At 56.0% G+C, this 16,558-nt stretch carries 15 protein-coding genes; 5 read left to right on the top strand and 10 right to left on the bottom strand.

Features of this window, described 5'->3' with window-relative positions; all coding sequences use genetic code 11:
* Nucleotides 1-152: 152 nt before the first annotated feature.
* Entirely contained in the window at nt 153-962 is an 810-nt protein-coding gene (locus tag ACP86_RS04405) for an OmpA family protein (RefSeq protein WP_053112873.1), read from the bottom strand.
* Between the two features lie 27 nt (nt 963-989).
* Nucleotides 990-1,376 (bottom strand): DUF4398 domain-containing protein, encoded by a 387-nt coding sequence (locus ACP86_RS04400; RefSeq protein ID WP_053112872.1) that lies wholly within the window; start codon nt 1,374-1,376, stop codon nt 990-992.
* Nucleotides 1,377-1,604: 228 nt separating this feature from the next.
* Here ACP86_RS04400 and ACP86_RS04395 point away from each other — a divergent pair, with 228 nt between their 5' ends.
* Nucleotides 1,605-3,374, top strand: a complete 1,770-nt coding sequence (locus ACP86_RS04395; protein WP_053112871.1) for a DEAD/DEAH box helicase — start codon at nt 1,605-1,607, stop codon at nt 3,372-3,374.
* Between the two features lie 60 nt (nt 3,375-3,434).
* Here the strand turns inward: ACP86_RS04395 and ACP86_RS04390 are convergent, their stop codons facing one another.
* From ACP86_RS04390 to ACP86_RS04380, 3 genes are all read right to left on the bottom strand, one after another.
* Nucleotides 3,435-4,115 (bottom strand): hypothetical protein, encoded by a 681-nt coding sequence (locus ACP86_RS04390; protein WP_053112870.1) that lies wholly within the window; start codon nt 4,113-4,115, stop codon nt 3,435-3,437.
* Entirely contained in the window at nt 4,112-4,600 is a 489-nt protein-coding gene (locus tag ACP86_RS04385; protein ID WP_053112869.1) for a hypothetical protein, read from the bottom strand. The genes ACP86_RS04390 and ACP86_RS04385 overlap by 4 nt, the downstream gene beginning before the upstream one ends.
* A gap of 92 nt (nt 4,601-4,692) precedes the next feature.
* Nucleotides 4,693-7,353, bottom strand: coding sequence for a cation-translocating P-type ATPase (locus tag ACP86_RS04380; protein ID WP_053112868.1), 2,661 nt, complete (start codon nt 7,351-7,353; stop codon nt 4,693-4,695).
* 159 nt (nt 7,354-7,512) lie between these two features.
* Between ACP86_RS04380 and ACP86_RS04375 the strand changes: the two genes are divergently transcribed.
* Nucleotides 7,513-7,995 (top strand): FKBP-type peptidyl-prolyl cis-trans isomerase, encoded by a 483-nt coding sequence (locus ACP86_RS04375; RefSeq protein WP_053112867.1) that lies wholly within the window; start codon nt 7,513-7,515, stop codon nt 7,993-7,995.
* A 73-nt stretch (nt 7,996-8,068) separates the two neighbouring features.
* On the opposite strand, the gene ACP86_RS04370 is transcribed toward ACP86_RS04375, so the two are convergent.
* The 3 genes from ACP86_RS04370 to dctP form a co-directional block, all read right to left on the bottom strand.
* Nucleotides 8,069-9,478: a TRAP transporter large permease gene (locus ACP86_RS04370; RefSeq protein ID WP_199185497.1), complete on the bottom strand. Its 1,410-nt coding sequence runs from the start codon at nt 9,476-9,478 to the stop codon at nt 8,069-8,071.
* Complete coding sequence (locus ACP86_RS04365; protein WP_053112866.1) at nt 9,475-10,101, bottom strand: TRAP transporter small permease subunit; 627 nt, start codon at nt 10,099-10,101, stop codon at nt 9,475-9,477. The genes ACP86_RS04370 and ACP86_RS04365 overlap by 4 nt, the downstream gene beginning before the upstream one ends.
* 87 nt (nt 10,102-10,188) lie before the next feature.
* On the bottom strand, nt 10,189-11,196 hold the full coding sequence (gene dctP, locus ACP86_RS04360) for a TRAP transporter substrate-binding protein DctP (RefSeq protein ID WP_053112865.1): 1,008 nt from the start codon (nt 11,194-11,196) through the stop codon (nt 10,189-10,191).
* Nucleotides 11,197-11,445: 249 nt separating this feature from the next.
* On the opposite strand from dctP, the gene ACP86_RS04355 reads away from it, so the two are divergent.
* A complete protein-coding gene (locus tag ACP86_RS04355; RefSeq protein WP_053112864.1) occupies nt 11,446-12,378 on the top strand; it encodes a DUF4124 domain-containing protein in 933 nt (310 codons plus the stop codon).
* Nucleotides 12,379-12,436: 58 nt separating this feature from the next.
* Here ACP86_RS04355 and ACP86_RS04350 read toward each other — a convergent pair whose 3' ends face one another.
* On the bottom strand, nt 12,437-13,030 hold the full coding sequence (locus ACP86_RS04350) for an NUDIX hydrolase (protein WP_094182577.1): 594 nt from the start codon (nt 13,028-13,030) through the stop codon (nt 12,437-12,439).
* Between the two features lie 138 nt (nt 13,031-13,168).
* Between ACP86_RS04350 and ACP86_RS04345 the strand changes: the two genes are divergently transcribed.
* The gene (locus tag ACP86_RS04345; RefSeq protein WP_053112862.1) at nt 13,169-14,473 is read left to right on the top strand and encodes a ferric reductase-like transmembrane domain-containing protein; all 1,305 of its coding nucleotides are present in this window, start codon (nt 13,169-13,171) and stop codon (nt 14,471-14,473) included.
* A 267-nt stretch (nt 14,474-14,740) separates the two neighbouring features.
* On the top strand, nt 14,741-16,312 hold the full coding sequence (locus ACP86_RS04340) for an inorganic phosphate transporter (RefSeq protein WP_053112861.1): 1,572 nt from the start codon (nt 14,741-14,743) through the stop codon (nt 16,310-16,312).
* On the opposite strand, the gene ACP86_RS04335 is transcribed toward ACP86_RS04340, so the two are convergent.
* A complete protein-coding gene (locus ACP86_RS04335; protein ID WP_008172468.1) occupies nt 16,290-16,535 on the bottom strand; it encodes a hypothetical protein in 246 nt (81 codons plus the stop codon). The genes ACP86_RS04340 and ACP86_RS04335 overlap by 23 nt on opposite strands.
* Nucleotides 16,536-16,558: the final 23 nt, after the last annotated feature.

Genomic DNA, 16,558 nt, shown 5'->3' with positions numbered 1-16,558 from the left:
TCTTATTCGTGAAATGCTTTGCTAGATCTTTCCAACGAGAGAGACAGTACGCTAATTAGGAGGCCCTGCATAGCAAAGTTTTCAACTGTTACGAAAAACCGGAACAGACTTGTTTGCTGGGCAAACACTCTGTTCCGGTGTTCATTCGCGTTCTAACGTTCTTTTATATTGCCGTCCGCATCGGAAATCACTATCTCGACCCGCCTGTTTTGTTGGCGCCCTGCGGATGTTTCGTTCGTCGCAACCGGATATTGTTCCCCGAATCCCTGCACTTCAATCCGGGCGCGATTAATACCTCTATCCATCAGGGCCTCTCTTACAGCCTCAGCCCGACGCTCTGACAGTTGTTGGTTGTAAGATTCTGCTCCGGTGCTGTCCGTGTATCCTTCCACGCGCACGCGACGGTTTTCATATTCAGCCATGAATTCAGCCAGGCGGCCTACTGTCGTTTCCCCGGCAGGTTTCAGTTCAGCACGATTCAGGTCGAACAGAACGTCACCCAGGGTAAGTACCATGCCACGGTCTGTCTGTTCGGCCTGCATAGCTTCCATTTGACGGCGCAATTCAGCGGCTTCCTGCTGGGCAGCCTGGGCCTCTGCAGAGCGAGCCTGCAACTCCAGTTCCTTGCGTCTTTCTTCGGCTGAGTTTATCTGTTGCTGCAGCTTGGCGCGTTCGGCCTGCTCCCGGGCAATCTCGGCATGGCGAGTGGCCAGGTAGGCCGCATGCTCGATTTCCGCGGTGCTGGCACCCTCTTCCAGTAATCGCTCAGCGCGGGCAAGCTGATCCCTGGCGCTTCTCAGCTGGCGGTCGCCACTGCGGGCAACGTCTGGATCGGTTCGAATGTCCTCATAGGCCGCCTTTGCTTCGTCAACCATCTGATTGTCCTTGGGCGTACTGGCACATCCGGCCAGGAAGATGGAAAAGCCGACAACCATGCTCAAAATCATGTATCGATTGTTCATATCAATCTCCTGTTTAAGCTGGCGCCCTTACTGGCTTCCATTCATGCGTTGGCGAAGAGACTCAATGTTCCTGTTGATCTCCTCCACAGCCTGTTTGGCCTTTGCAGTTTCGGCACGCGCGCCGGCCAACTGAGCATCGACGGATGCCTGTTCCAAAAGGTGCAATGCTTTCTGATAATTCTCCTCGCTCATTTCATCGTCGATGAGCTCTTCGGCATCGGCAAGCTTGTTCTGGGCCTGATTCAGCAGCACTGGCTCAAAGTTTCTTGCGTCGGATGACACCGCTTGTTGAACGGAAGATTCGGCGGCTCGCATTTGAGAGGTGGGGGGCTCCACGGAGCTTGCGCAACCGGTGATAGCGACGGCTATGCCGGCAATCCCGACGGCGCCCAATATCGACATATAATTGCTCATGCAATATCTCCTTATACTGGAAAACGGAGGCCTGACTGATTCCTTTAATCCAGTCAGGTTGCTGATCTGTGGTAATGGACCTGGAGGAGAACTCAGGGTATCTGTCAGCTCAAACGCCTCTACTTCCTCAATTCAAAGATAGCAGTCAGTGGTGTTGTGCACATGAGCATTTATCAATGAACATTAAGAGCCGAAACACACTGTCTGAGAACGAGTAAGCCCTCCAAAATGAACGCTCCTTTCAAACTCCGGCCTTACCAGCGGGAAGCGGTTGACGCCACGCTGGCTCATTTTCGGAAAACCGATGAGTCCGCCGTTATCGTGCTGCCAACCGGTGCGGGGAAAAGCCTGGTTATTGCCGAGTTGGCGCGTCTCGCGAAGCGAAAGATCCTGGTGGCAACCCACGTAAAGGAGCTGGTGGAGCAGAATCACGCCAAGTATCAGAGTTATGGATTAACCGGCGGAATTTTCTCCGCCGGGCTGAAGCGGAAGGAAAGTCACCACCAGGTGACCTTTGCCAGTGTGCAGTCGGTATCGGCGAACCTGGATCAGTTTCGGGACGAATACTCGCTGGTTATTATCGATGAATGCCATCGGGTCAGCGGGGAAGAAACCAGTCAGTATCAGCGCATCATAGAGCTCTTGCGGCAACAGAACGATTCTCTGAAAGTGCTCGGGCTGACTGCTACGCCATACCGTCTGGCCATGGGCTGGATCTATCGCTATCACTATCGGGGCTTTGTTCGGGGCGAGGATGACAAGCCTTTTCAGCACTGCATTTACGAGCTACCGCTGAGTTACATGATCAACCGGGGGTATCTCACCCGGCCGGAGCTGGTGAACGCGGCAGTGGCGCAATACGATTTCTCTGCGCTGCCCCAGGACCGCTTTGGCGAATACGCCGAGAAGGACGTCAACCAGTTGCTCAGCAAACACAAGCGGGTGACCCGAGCCATCGTTGAGCAGGTGATGGAGCTGGCCACTGAACGCCAGGGGGTGATGATCTTTGCGGCCACGGTGGAGCATGCGCGGGAGATTACCGGCTACCTGCCGGAACACGAAACGGCCCTGGTGACCGGCGCGACCGATCTGAAGGATCGGGACTTGCTGATTCAGCGCTTCAAGCAGCGCCAGTTAAAGTATCTGGTGAATGTGTCCGTGCTCACCACGGGTTTTGACGCGCCCCATGTGGACTTTATCGCGATTCTCCGTCCGACCCAGTCCGTGAGCCTGTATCAGCAGATTGTGGGCCGTGGTCTGCGTCTGGACGAAGGCAAGCAGGATTGCCTGGTAATAGATTACGCGGGAAACCACGTGAATCTGCATCACCCGGAGGTGGGGGAGCCGAAACCGAACACTGACAGTGAGCCGGTGCAGGTGTTCTGCCCGGGCTGCGGGTTTGCCAATATCTTCTGGGGCAAAACAGACGATGACGGCCGTGTGATCGAGCACTACGGCCGCCGTTGTCAGGGGCTGCTGGAGCTGGCGGAAGGGGATGAGCCCGCCGGGCAGAACGGGCGCCCGCAACAGTGTGATTACCGTTTTCGTTTCAAGGAGTGCCCACACTGCGGTGGCGAGAATGATATTGCGGCCCGCAACTGTCACCAGTGCCATAAAGCCATCATCGACCCGGATGATCAGCTGAGAGATGCGCTGAAGCTCAAGGATGCCATGGTGATCCGTTGCGCCGGAATCACGCTAGGTGTTGATGGCGGCAAACTGAAGATCATCTATCACGGTGAAGACGGCGAGGAGCTCAACGAGTCGTTTGATTTCAGCAAGCCCGGACAGCGCGCCATCTTTAACAAACTGTTCGGGCGTCGTTTTGCCAACGGCCAGGCCCCGAAAGCCTTCAATAGGGCGGAAGAGGTCCTCGAGATGCAGGCCCTGTTATCGGCCCCGGATTTCGTCATCGCCCGCAAGCAAAAGCACTATTGGCAGGTACAGGAGCGGATCTTTGATTATCGGGGTGCCTATCGTAAGGCGAATGAAACCTAAGGCCGCTTCGTTAAATTGTTCAATCTGAGAGCGAGGAGTGCCGGCCACTCGATCGCTGACTCATATCGGCCAGTTGGCAAATCGATCACCGAATATCAACAGAATGATCGGGAGGGGAGAAATTGCGACGGCGACTAAAAGCAGGTACCTACCCACGGAGAATATCTTGCTCATTCCGGCCATCATCGCAAGCCCACCACCCCCGCCCAGAACCATATTGCCCGGCAGATTGATGGCAAGCATCAGGGTGAGGTAACGGTGCCGCAAAAGCCACGGGATCCAACGCCGGGGAGACAGGTCTGACAGACGTGTCAGTCGCTGCTCGGCAGATAGCCCGCTGAAGCTCTCAAGGAATGAAGCGGCTTTAACGAGATGTATTTCTCGCAAGAACTTGATGATACCCCTCTCCGGGACCAGGCGACCGATCAAAAAAGCCAGGCACATGGATATCAGTGTGCAGCCATACACCAGTGGCACGATTTTGGGTCCGAGGATCATCATCAGGGCGAGTCCGATTTCGACGCCCGGCACAAATGGAATTGCCATCAACACAATATAAGCGGCCATGGAGATCATGATGATCTGGTGCAGCATGGGCTCGTTCGTGGGGCGGACGTCCATCTCGATGCCATCAACGATACCGCTCGTCAACAGGTTGCCGGCGATGATGACGCTGATTAGAAGGGCAAGTTTTAGGAGTCCTGCCAGGCCTTTACCCGCCAGTAGGCCTTGCCGGGTCATTGACTGTTGGTCTCCACCAACCGGCCTTTGAAACTGAACTCTTTTTCAAAGGTCCAGTACCAGCGCTTGTTTACCCAGGTGAACGAGCCCTCGATTTCGTCCCCCCGCACAGTGCCCCGCCAATACATGACTGCATCCGACTTGCTACATGGCACTTCGGCTCGCATCTGAATGCCATCATCATGCGCCCTGACCCAGTATTCGACCTTGGCATAGCCGCAACGCCGAGCGCACTCCTCAGAGACGAAATAGCCGTCTTTGAATACCAACAGATCGTCAGTATCGGCGGGTCGCCCCATCGGGCCGAGTTTACTCTGGAAGGACATGCCATCCAGCGCTTGGTGGGAGATGGTCTGTTCATCAGCGAGCGAGAGGTTGCTAATTGCGAAGGCCGCAAGGAGCACCAGCCAAGAAATCGCGTGATCAGGAATCAGTCCTAATGAATGGGTGGAGGTGCTTCTTGTTGAGCCAGGAGACAGATTCATGGCACGAACTCCGCGCACTTGATCTGATTAAATTTTAGTCAATTTGTTGGTAAATTGGAAAGCAAGAGTCGGTTTTATTCTGCCGGTCCTGATCAGCGTGCCCGCCGCCTGATCAGGACCTTATGCAGCTCCTCCACAGCGAGCAGGCTCATAGCCAATGCAAGCAACTGCAACCATTCGGCCACTGAAATTGGCTGGATCTGCAGGACATCGGACAGCCCCGGGGTGTACATGGCACCAATGTGTGCCAGCTGCGCGAGGGGAACTGCCAGCATCAGGAAAGGGTTACGGAACAAGGAGATCTTGAATAGGGAACGGGACTCCGAGCGGCTGTTCAGCGCGTGAATGTTGCCGAAGAGCACCATTAGCATCAGCGTCAGGTTGCGCGCTTCCTCAATGCTTTGGCCCTGGTCGAGTGTCCACTGAAAATTGAGGAATGCGACGAGGCCCATCCACGATCCCACCACCAGGACATGCTCAATAATGTGTTTGTCGAATACGGGCTCGTGAGGTGAGCGTGGCTTTACAGACAATTCGCCGCCTTCCTTCGGTTCAAATGCCAGTGCTACGTCCTGGAAGCCGTTCGCAACCAGATTGAGCCAGAGTAGCTGGACCGCGATCATGGGCATTGGCAGGCCGGCCAGTACACAAAAGAAGAAAAGCAGGATTGCCGAGAAACCGGTGGCAACCAGCAGTCCAATCACCTTGCGGATATTGTTGTAAACCACCCGCCCTTGCTCGATGCCGGCAACAATGGAGGAAAAATTATCATCGGTGACGATCAGGTCTGCCGTTTCCTTCGCCACATCCGTGCCGCGTTTGCCCATGGCGATGCCCGCATGGGCCTGCCGCATGGCGGGCGCATCATTGACACCATCCCCGGTGACCGCGACAAAATGCCCGTCCCGCATGAAGCTGTCCACAATCTGGGCTTTCCTGGCGGGTTCGATGCGGGCGAATACCCGGGCCTGGCGAATGAGCTGGTCGACCGCCGCCTGGCTCTCCGCTTTGGCTTCATCAAGCATGGGCCCCGTGACAACCGTAGCGTCCGTGTCACACAGGCCCAGTTCCAGGGCGATCGATTTTGCAGTAGCAGGATGGTCGCCCGTGACCATGGCCACCTCAATTCCGCCGGTGCGGCACTTTTCGATGGCATCAAAGGCTTCATGACGGAGGGGGTCGATCATGGCGACCATGCCGAGAAAGACCATATCGGCCATCTCATGGTCGCCGGATGAAGACGTTTTCTTCGCCAGGGCGATAATCCGGTAGCCTCGGGACGCGAGCTCGGTGAACTGGCTTTCGAGGGCGGGCTTGTCTATTGCCGTGGAGCCGTCAGTGGTTGCCATCTGGTGGCACATGGCCAGCATCTTTTCCGGGCTGCCTTTGGCATAGATGACGGTTTGATCACCAATGCGGTTGACCACACCGCTGTAGGCCTTTTCCGACTCATACGGGATCAGGGCCACCTGCTCCTGCCGGGTTCGCAGGTCAGTGATGGACATACCCAGTTTTTTGGCCATAACCAGGAAGGCGATGTCGACGATATCGCCCTGGGACACCCATTCGCCGCCGCTATAGTCCAGATGACTCTCATTGGCGAGGACGCCTGCGACACAGAGCTCCCGCAGCGTATCCTGGCCTGCTGTATCCACCTGGGTTCCGCCATGGCCTGTTATCTCGCCGCCAGGGGCCACGCCCTCGCCAGTGACATCGAATTGGCGCCCATCAGGCAGCATCACTTTGCGAATCGTGAGTTCGTTGACGGTCAGCGTGCCGGTCTTGTCGGAGCAGATCAGGGTGCAGGATCCGAGGGCTTCCACAGCCACGAGCTTGCGGATGATTACATTGCGCTTTGCCATCCGGGACATGCCGATGGCCAGGGCCACGGTCAGTGCGGCAGGCAGCCCCTCGGGAATGACCGAGACCGCCAGGCCGATGGTCATGAGGACCATGTCTTCGATCGAATAACCACCATCCAGGATCATCAGGCAGGCGAGGGCGCCTATGGCCACGAGAATGCCGAAAGCAACCTGGTAGGTGAACTTTCGGATCCGGATCATCAGGGGCGGTTCGGCGGACGTTTTGCCGGTGACACCCTGGGCAATCTTGCCAAGCTGGGTGTCAGAGGCGGTTGCTATCACCCGGCCGCGTCCGCGCCCGTGGGTGATGATGCTGCCCGCAAAGCACTGATCAACCCGCTCTGTGAGTGGCGTGCTGTCGTCGCTTGCCGCTCCGGCGTTCTTGGCAACCGCCAGGGATTCCCCCGTCAGCATGGACTCATCCACTGCCAGGCTGCTGGCGCTGAGTAACTGAATATCAGCGGGCACCTTGTCGCCGGAAGAGAGCAGAACCACGTCGCCCGGAACGACCTCCTCCACTTCCACGGTGACCACCTGGCCATCCCGCAGAACGTGAGTGGTCCCTTTCATCATTTGCTTCAGCGCGGCAGCCGCTTTCTGGGCCGAAAACTCCTGGACCGTGCCGATAATCGCGTTGATCAGCAGGACGATCAGGATAAAAACCCCGCTGGGGGTCTGGCCGAGTGCAAATGACACCCCGGAAGCGATCAGGAGGATGTAAATGAAAGGGCTAAGAAATTGCCGCGCAAAAAGCTCCACCAGGCCTGGCATGGGCGGGGTGGGCAGTTGGTTGTAGCCAAATTGCTTCAGGCGTGCACTGGCTTCCGCTCGGGTGAGTCCGTTACCAGCGGGATCCGGTGTGCCGGGTAGCTCTGGGACTGCGCTGTTCATGGTGTTTTCTCTGGCCCTGCAGGAAAGTGGGTGCGATGCACAGGAAGTGTAGACTCCTATTTTTCCCTTGGGCCATCAACCGCTTTGACCGAAGGCGCTGCTGAAGTCAGCATCGCCGCTGGTTATAATGCTATATCGTTAACCGCCACAGAGAACCCTATGTCTATCGAAAAGAATCAAGTCGTCCTGTTTCACTACAGTGTCCGTGATGAACAAGACAACGTTGTTGAAAACTCCCATGGTGGCGAGCCGAACGCGTACCTGCATGGCCACGGTGGCATTATCAAGGGCCTGGAAGAAGCCCTGGAAGGTCGCGATGCCGGTGATACGTTCAGTGTTACCGTCACTCCCGATAAAGCCTACGGACCGCGCAAGGCTGATGCCATCCAGCGGGTGCCGATCAAGCATTTGATGGGTGCCAAACGCTGGAAGCCGGGCATGGTCGCCCAGGTGCAAACCGAGCAGGGTCCACGGCATGTGGTGGTTGCCAAGGTCGGCCATAAGTTCGCGGATGTCGATACCAACCATCCGATGGCCGGTAGAACCCTGACCTTTGATATTGAAGTCATTGACGTGCGCGCCGCTACTCCGGAAGAGTTGTCGCACGGTCACGCCCATGGGCCGGGTGGGCACCATCATTGAGGAAATAAGGGAGCGTGAGTATGCAGATGGGTGTCATCCCAGACGCCCATAGCAAAATGCCTCAGGCCTATTTTCAGCCATAGCCCATCATGCCCGGTAACCACAACACGATGCCGGGCAGCGCGATCAAGGCGGCGATGGTTAATACATCGGCCACAAAGAAAGGGGTGCAGCCCCGGAACACGTCCTGCACAGTACATTCTGGGCGCACGCCGGCAACAACAAAGCAGTTCAGTCCGATGGGAGGGGTAATCAGGCAGAGCTCCGCCATCTTTACCACAATAATGCCAAACCAGATGGCGCAGCCGGCGCCAGAGACCCCGAAGGCCGACTCGGCGGCAGTAACGTCGATCCCCCCATTCAGGGCTATCACCGCCGGGTACACTACGGGCAGGGTCAGCAGGAGCATGCCGATGGCGTCCATAAACATCCCCAGCACGGCGTAAGCGCAGAGAATGAGCAGGAGCGTTAGCAGCGGACTCTGTTCCAGGCTGACGATCCAGTCTGAAAATGCGCTGGGCAGATCGGCGAAGCCAAGAAAGCGAACGTAGATGAGAACGCCCCAAATGATGGCAAAAATCATCGCCGACAGCTTCGCCGTTTCCATCAGGGAAGCCTTTAGCTCTGGCCACCGGCTTCCGTTGTAGATCGCCATGCAGAGAATGACAAACGCACCCAGGGCACCGGCTTCAGTGGGCGTGCCCACGCCGCCATAAATACAAACCATGATGATGCCAACCACCACGAAAATAGGCAGTGCGCCTGGCACTGACTCAAAGCGCTGTTTCCAGGTATAGCCTCGAACCGGCGGGCCGAAGTTCTTGCGGGTCATTGCCATGAATATGACAAGTGCACCGTAAACCAGGGCTGAAAATGCACCGGGCAGGAAACCGGCCATTAGCAGCGCGCCGACGTCCTGTTCAACAATAATGGCGTAGATAACCAGAATGGCAGAGGGCGGGATCAGCGACGCCAGTGTTCCGCCCGCTGCAACAACGCCAGCGGCGAAGCGCTTGTCATATCCCAGTTTGAGCATTTCCGGCACGGCGATGCGGGCGAAAACCGCAGAAGTCGCCACTGACGCGCCGGACACGGCTGCGAAGCCTGCTGTGGAAAAGACGGTAGCGACACCCATGCCTCCTGGTAGCCAGCCCACCCAGCGTTTGGCCGCTTCAAAGAGAGCTTTAGTGAGTCCTGCGTGATAGGCAAGAAAGCCGATCAGTATAAAAGCGGGAATCAGTGACAGGGCAAGCGAAGAAACTTTTGAATGGGGAATGGTGCCCGCCATTTTTACAGCGACCAGGAATCCCCGGTCGAAACCGAGCTTGGCGGAAAAGATCCACACCAGACCGAGAAAGCCGGCTGTGGCCGCTGCGAAGGCTACTCGAACGCCTAACAGGACGAAGACCAGCATGGCGCCAGTGACCCAGAGGCCAATGTCGATGGAATCCATGTTGCCCATGGTTTGAAACAGTTCAGTCATGGTGTTTTTTCGTCCTCGTGGCCACTGACGGCACTGGCTTCCCGGGCGGCAACGTCGGCCGCCGACTCCACAAGCGGGACAGCCACAGGCGTATCGCCACCCTGTCTGAGCGCCCGCAGGTAGCCCCACAATTGCAGTAACAGACGCATTGCCAGAATGGTTAGAGCGATTGGAACCACCAGTTTGGCGGGCCAGGTGGGCAAATTGATGTCGAGCGATGAATCACCAATGGAGTAGGCTCGCCAGAAATGCATGTAGCTGCCGTAGATCAGCACAGACGTGACTGCCAGCATCAGCAGGGTTGTGACCATTTCGGTAAACCAAAGGTAGCGGCCGCGGAATTTGCCAACCAGTATGTCCATGCGGATGTGGCCGCCCATTCTCTGGGTATAAGCAATGCCAAGAAAAGCAATGAACGCCATGGCCTGTTCGACCCAGTCAACATAGCCACTGATTGGCGATGAAAAGATCCAGCGACCGAGAATGTTTACCGTTGCCAACAAAACCAGCAGAAAAATCGCAAAACCGCCGGCAAGGGTGAGTAAGGACTCCAGCCGGAAAAACAGACGGTCCAGACGACTCAGCGTCGAGTTGTCAGAAAGTACAGATGCGGCTGCAGACATGTCAGCCTCCAGTTAGTGATGGTTCGGTTTCCCAAAACCAAACCGGGGCCCGATGAGATTGAATCGGGCCCCGATTTTCAGGGCAGGTTACTGTTCGGCGAAGAGTTTGGCTGTGAAATCGAAGACAGCCTTTGCATCAAAATCGCCCTTGTGGGTTTCAATCCACTCCTGGCGGACAGACTCAGCCAGTTCGTTGAGTCGGGCAGTCTGCTCTGGGGTGAAGGTAACCTCGGTAATGTTGGTTTCGTCCTTGGCGGCCTCGAACCTGGCCGTGGTGTTCTGCTCGTAGTTTTCCACGTAGTAGTCGAGAGCTTCCTCTACAGAACCCAGCAGTGCCTCGCGGTGGGCCGGCTCAAGCATGTCCAGGGCATCGGTATTGACGACCACCGGGCAATTGGCTGAGCCGAGATTAAGGTTAGTGGTTGCCCACTGACCTACTTTGTAAGTTGTGGTGGCCAGGTGTGCGTGGGGGGCGAAGGAGGCTGCGTCGATGACTCCGGAATCCATGGCCTGGCGCACCTCAGCGAAAGGCACCCCTGTCTTGACCGCGCCCAGTTTTCCCAGCACACCCATGATTCCGCCCGGGCCACGGATGCGCATGCCTTCAAAATCTTCCAGAGTCCCGATCGGCTCTCCTTTACCGACGATGTTGTACTGAGGCAGTGGGGTGGGCATCAGCAGGGTGGCATTCCATCGGGCCAGATCTTTCTTTACCTCGGGGTGATTGAACACTTCGGTATAGATGTCGCTGATCCGAGCCAGAGAAACGTCTTGTGAGAAAGGCAGCTCGGTTACTGTGATGGTCGGGTTTTTGTCGGTGTGGTAGAAGGAGCAAAACTGCGCCATTTCGAAAGCGCCAAACGAAATACCATCAAGGTTTTCCCTTGCCTTGGACAGCCCGCCATAAGAAATGTTGAGGGTGAACTCTCCATTGGTTTTGGCTTCAACCAGTTCGGCGAGTTTCTCGACGTTTTCGGTGAAAGCTCGGCGCTTTCCCCACAAAGATACGTTCCACTCGGTCGCCGCATGAACATCGGCTGCGATAAAACTGGCTGCGGCCACCGAGGCGACCAATGCGGTTTTTATGGTAATCATGAGGTTTCCTTCCGGTTAGTTGTTGTTTGTCGGTGTTGGCATTCGTGGCGCAGGTGATTGCGTTGATGCTGAAGGTGAATGCTAAGGTTTTCGTTCACAAAGCTTAGGTCACGTTCTTCATATTTTGCAGTAGTATATTGGTCGGGTAGGGCTCAGAATCTGTTTGTTCGGTCGCACTCGTATTCGTGCCGCATTAACTGCTTACGCTCTCCAGAGGGTAAAGCGCAGTGTTAATAGGGTTAAAGGTTAATGAAAGCAGTCCATTCAGTCTTTGTGTTTGCGCTGTTCGTGATCTTTGCAAGCACAGTCTCTGCAAAGATTTACAAATGGGTAGATGAAGACGGTAAGGTTCACTTTAGCGATCGTCTGGATCATAGCGTTCAGCAGGAAGTGGTCAATGTGAAGCCGAGCGCTTCGAAATGGTCCCGCTTTGAGATCGATGTCAAAGCTGTTGATATTGAGCTGAGTGAGGAAGAGCACCGGCAGATCGTTGACGGCGTGAACAATGTCTACGAGTTTTTTGACCGGGTGATGTCCTTTGACATGTACGAGACGGTGCCCGTCAATATCCTGATTTTCAAGAACAGTGCCGAATACCGGGACTACCTGGTTCGCAAGAACAGGGGCATGTCGGTTGCCTCGTACGGGCTTTACATCCCCTCCGAGCATCAGATCGTCGTCTATGTGCAGAAAAACAGAAGCCTCACCTTTAAAACGATCAAGCATGAAGTGAGTCATGCGGTTGTCGATACAATCGTTCCCTATGCGCCTGCCTGGCTGAATGAGGGGCTTGCGGAGCAAATGGAGATGCTGGAACGTGATGAGTCGGGCTTGTATTTTGAGCGTCATCACGAAAACCAGTGGGTTGTTGATCAAGCCCGTGAGCAGGGCCGTTTAGCGGCTATCGACCAGTTGTTGAAACTGCCCAGCAATAAGTGGCGACATTCAGATCTGTCGGGGCGCGGAAGCCTGAGGGCTCAGTCCGGCCAGTTTGTCTATTTTCTGTTTTCCAAGCCGACCAGCCGTAACTTTGTGGTGCGACTGATGCACAACTTTAACCGGGGTGACCGCACCATCTCGTACTACCTGGTGGATGACAATTACATCGGCGGTGTAACCATGTTGGGGCTGGACTGGCGGCGTTGGTTGCATGATCAGGGTGAGGGGATTGTCAGGCTTTAGTCTTCTGTCGTTGTTATTGGGTGTCGCGAGGGCAGGAAACTGCTGGCACAGGAGCGACTCACGGCTCCAGCTCACGTCCTGTTTCGGAAATCATCTCCAGCAGCTCCTGCAACATGCTGTAGCTCAGTCCCCAGATGCATGAATCCAGGTAGTGGCAACACGGCAGGTTCAGGGTTCCGAGGGGCGTGCGCCAGGGGAGTTGGCTTTGGTTCTCGCCGGCAGCGAGGTAGTCCAGGGGGACCCAGACCGCCCGCTCGACTTCATGATTAGGCGAGACAGCCTTTGGCCCCCGCCATTCGAACACGTAGGGTGTAACGACCATCGGACGCCAGCGGCTGTGATGGCGGGTAATCAGGTCTGATAAGCGGGCTAGGTAACGGCCATGGCGACTGAGGTCGATACCCGTTTCTTCCAACGTCTCCCGTTGGGCCGCGGCCCGGGCGGACGCGTCTTCGGATTGCAGCCGGCCTCCGGGGAATGCCATATCGCCGGACCAGGGATCACCCGCCCGGCGGGCTCGCTGGATAAAGAGCAACTCCTTGCCGCCGTCTTCTGTTTTCCGAAAGATCAACGCAACAGAAGCGCGAGCGAATCGGCGCCGGAATGGTATTTTCTGAGGTCGCAATTGGCTGACCCAGGATTTACGGGGCACGGAAATCTGTCCTCTGGTAAGTAGAGCTATAGTAAAACACATCTTGCAAGGCCGGGGTGTGTTCGTTGCGTCCGCGTTGCCAGGGGCTCTGTGGAAGACTAGATTGCAAGGCCAGAGGAAGTAAATCAGGCTGGATAGATGAAACCGTTCTTTTTGATCCTTGTTTACCTTTTTGCTGTCACATTGCCCTTGATCTTGTCCGCGTGGGTGGGAGGGCCTCCTCGCCAGTTCCATCAGGAACTCGCATCCGGTCTTGGCATCCTTGCCTTCTCGATGATCCTGATGGAGTTCATCCTGTCTGGCCGTTTCAAGGCCATCTCAAATGGCGTTGGAATGGATGTGACCATGCGGTTTCACCAGATCATGGCTCGTACGGCACTGGTCTTTGCCGTGCTGCACCCGTTCCTTTACCAGGGAACTCCGACCGGTGGTCAGCGCCCCTGGGACCCAACGCGCCAATTGACGCTCACGACCGATTTTTCCGCTCTGTCGACAGGTATTGCCGCCTATCTGCTTCTCGCGGGCCTTGTTGTAATGGCGATCGGGCGCACCCAACTGGACTACAAATATGAGGCATGGCGCCTTCTGCACGGGATCGGTGCGCTTTTGATTGCGGTTCTTCTGTTGCACCACACCGTCTATGGCGGGCGTTATGGATCGGAGCCTGTGATGACCTGGGTTTGGCTGGTCATGACTGGTGTGGCTGCCGGGTCATTGCTTGCGGTTTACGTGTTGGTTCCCCTCTGGCAGAAAGCTCGTCCCTGGCGTGTGGCCTCGGTCACCCAGTTGACGCCAAAGCAATGGGAGTTGACCGTAAAACCCGAAGGTCATCGGGGGCTTGATTACCAGGCCGGGCAATTCGCCTGGCTGAATGTCGGCCACAGCCCCTTCTCGATGAAGGAAAACCCGTTCTCCATTTGCTCGGCACCGGCGTCCGGGGCTGAAGTATCTTTCATGATCAAAGAGCTTGGCGACTTCACGCGAACAGTTGGCCAGATAGAGGCGGGTACCGTCGCCTACGTTGACGGTCCTTATGGCAATCTTTCTGTCGATGGTCGCACTGAACCCGGGGTCGCTCTCATCGCAGGTGGCGTTGGCCTTGCTCCGCTGCTGGGCATACTTCGGCAAATGCGCCTCACCGGCGATTCGCGCAAGGTAAGGGTGATCTATGGAAATCGGCTGATTGATCAGATTGCGTATCGTGAGGAGTTGGGTGAGCAGGACGTAGTCTATGTGCTGTCGGAACCGCCTGAAACCTGGCAGGGAGAGACGGGTTTCATCGATGCAGAGCTTATGGATCGTGTGTTTTCAGAGAAAGAGATCAGCGAATGGCTCTTTGTGATGTGCGGGCCGTCGATCATGATGGATATCGTTGAAGATCATCTGATCAAGAAGGGTACGCCCTCTCACCGTATCCTGTCGGAGCGTTTTAGCTATGACTAATCCCATCAGCCGCATGAGCCTGAAGCGCCGAACTTCGTTGATCATCTGGGCTGTAAACATCATTTTATGCCTGACTCTTGTGTTTTTTGTTTTGCGCTGAGTCATGGCTTTGCATTTTCTGTGACGTTGGGGATGGCCTGAACTCGGTCGGCTTCAGCGCCGCGAACTGAACTGCCTCAGATTTCCCGGCTTTGGTCTACAGTGTATTGGAGCGAACGGTTGCTAAACGATTGTCGCACCAATTATCGAGACGGTGACGGTGGGTTTATGGAGTTGGAGCAAATCAATGCCATAGAGCGGGCAACACGTTATGGGCGTGCCGAGGTTCTTCGCATCGGCGTGGCGGTGATCTTCATTGTGGGGATCATGTTGTATGTCCGTTCCATCGGGGCCGATGCGCCGAATATGGTCATGCTGGTAGCGGCGGCCATGATTGGCGGATACATGGCGATGAATATCGGCGCCAACGATGTTGCCAATAATGTTGGCCCCGCTGTTGGCTCCAAGGCCCTGACGCTGGCCGGTGCAATCGCCATCGCCGCAATTTTTGAGGCCAGCGGGGCGCTTATCGCCGGTGGCGATGTGGTGAGTACCATCAAAAAAGGGATTATTGATCCGGCTCTGATTGCCGATGCCGATACGTTCATCTGGCTCATGATAGCCGCGCTGCTTGCCGCTGCACTGTGGTTGAATACGGCGACATACGTCGGCGCGCCAGTCTCCACGACACACTCCATTGTTGGTGGTGTTATGGGCGCGGGTATCGCTGCCGGTGGCACGGGCATTGTTGATTGGGGCCAGTTCGGCCAGATCGCTGCCAGTTGGGTTATTTCCCCGGTGCTTGGCGGTGCCATTGCAGCCTTGTCTCTATACCTTATCAAGCGCCGGATTACCTACAAGCGGGATATTGCCCAAGCTGCGAAACACAACGTTCCCCTGTTCGTTGCAATCATGGCCTGGGTCTTTTCGACCTATCTGGCGTTGAAGGGATTAAGCAAGATTGTCGAGATCGGGTTACTCCCCGCCGTTGGGTTGGGGGCAATCGTCGGAGCCATCGTGTGGTGGCTTACAAAATGGTTGATTCACCGCCACTCCGCCGAGGTGGAAAACAGCAAGGCGGGCGTTGATGGCCTTTTTACTATCCCGCTGATTTTTGCGGCCGCGCTTCTGAGCTTTGCCCACGGCGCGAATGACGTTGCCAACGCAGTCGGCCCGCTGGCCGCGATCAATGAAGCCGTGCTTCAGGGCGGAATAGCGTCCAAGGCCGCGATTCCCAGCTGGGTGTTGTTGGTGGGTGCACTTGGTATCGCGCTTGGCCTGGCACTGTTTGGCCCCAAGCTCATACGCACGGTAGGTTCGGAAATAACGGAGCTCGACCGGATGCGGGCTTTCTGCGTAGCGATGGCTGCGGCGGTTACGGTTATCGTTGCCAGTCAGTTAGGCCTTCCGGTGAGCTCAACGCATATTGCGATAGGGGGTGTGTTTGGCGTTGGCTTTTTGCGCGAACATCTCAAAACGACCTATCGCCAGAAGATTGATGAGATCGAGGCGCACTATGCCGGAGAGGACCGGGAGAAAGTAGAGCGGGTGCTGGAGGAGTTCGAGGAAGCTTCCTTTGAGGAGAAGGGGCAACTTCTACAGAACCTCAAGAGGAATAATGGTGGCACGGCACCGATCTCGAAAAGCGATCGCAAGGGTCTGAAAAAGGTTTATCGCCAGGAGCTGGTAAAGCGATCAGCGGTGTTCAGGATTGTGGCTGCCTGGATTGTCACCGTTCCATTATCGGGACTGTTAGCGGCTATGCTTTTCTTCACGATCAGGGGGATGCTTCTTCCATAAGCTCTCTCAGTTTGGCAAGTTGCGCCTCAACAACTCGCAGGCGAACTTCTGTTTGAGCGGGTGTTTCCCCCGGGGCGCCGGAAGTCAGTCGGTCGCGGTATTTCTCCTGCTTCTCCACCAGCCGCTCTTCAAGCCGCTTCAGTTCTTCAAGCTCCAGGGACTTACCCTTGTCATGGTCGCCCAGAATATCGTCAAGCTTCGCCACAAGATCCTTGAAACCCACTGTTCCGTCCTCTCTGTTTAAAG

The sequence above is a fragment of the Marinobacter sp. CP1 genome (assembly GCF_001266795.1).
GTDB lineage: Bacteria > Pseudomonadota > Gammaproteobacteria > Pseudomonadales > Oleiphilaceae > Marinobacter > Marinobacter flavimaris.
The sequence above is the reverse complement of the archived record's forward strand: the minus strand, read 5'-3'. Positions and strand labels throughout refer to the sequence as shown.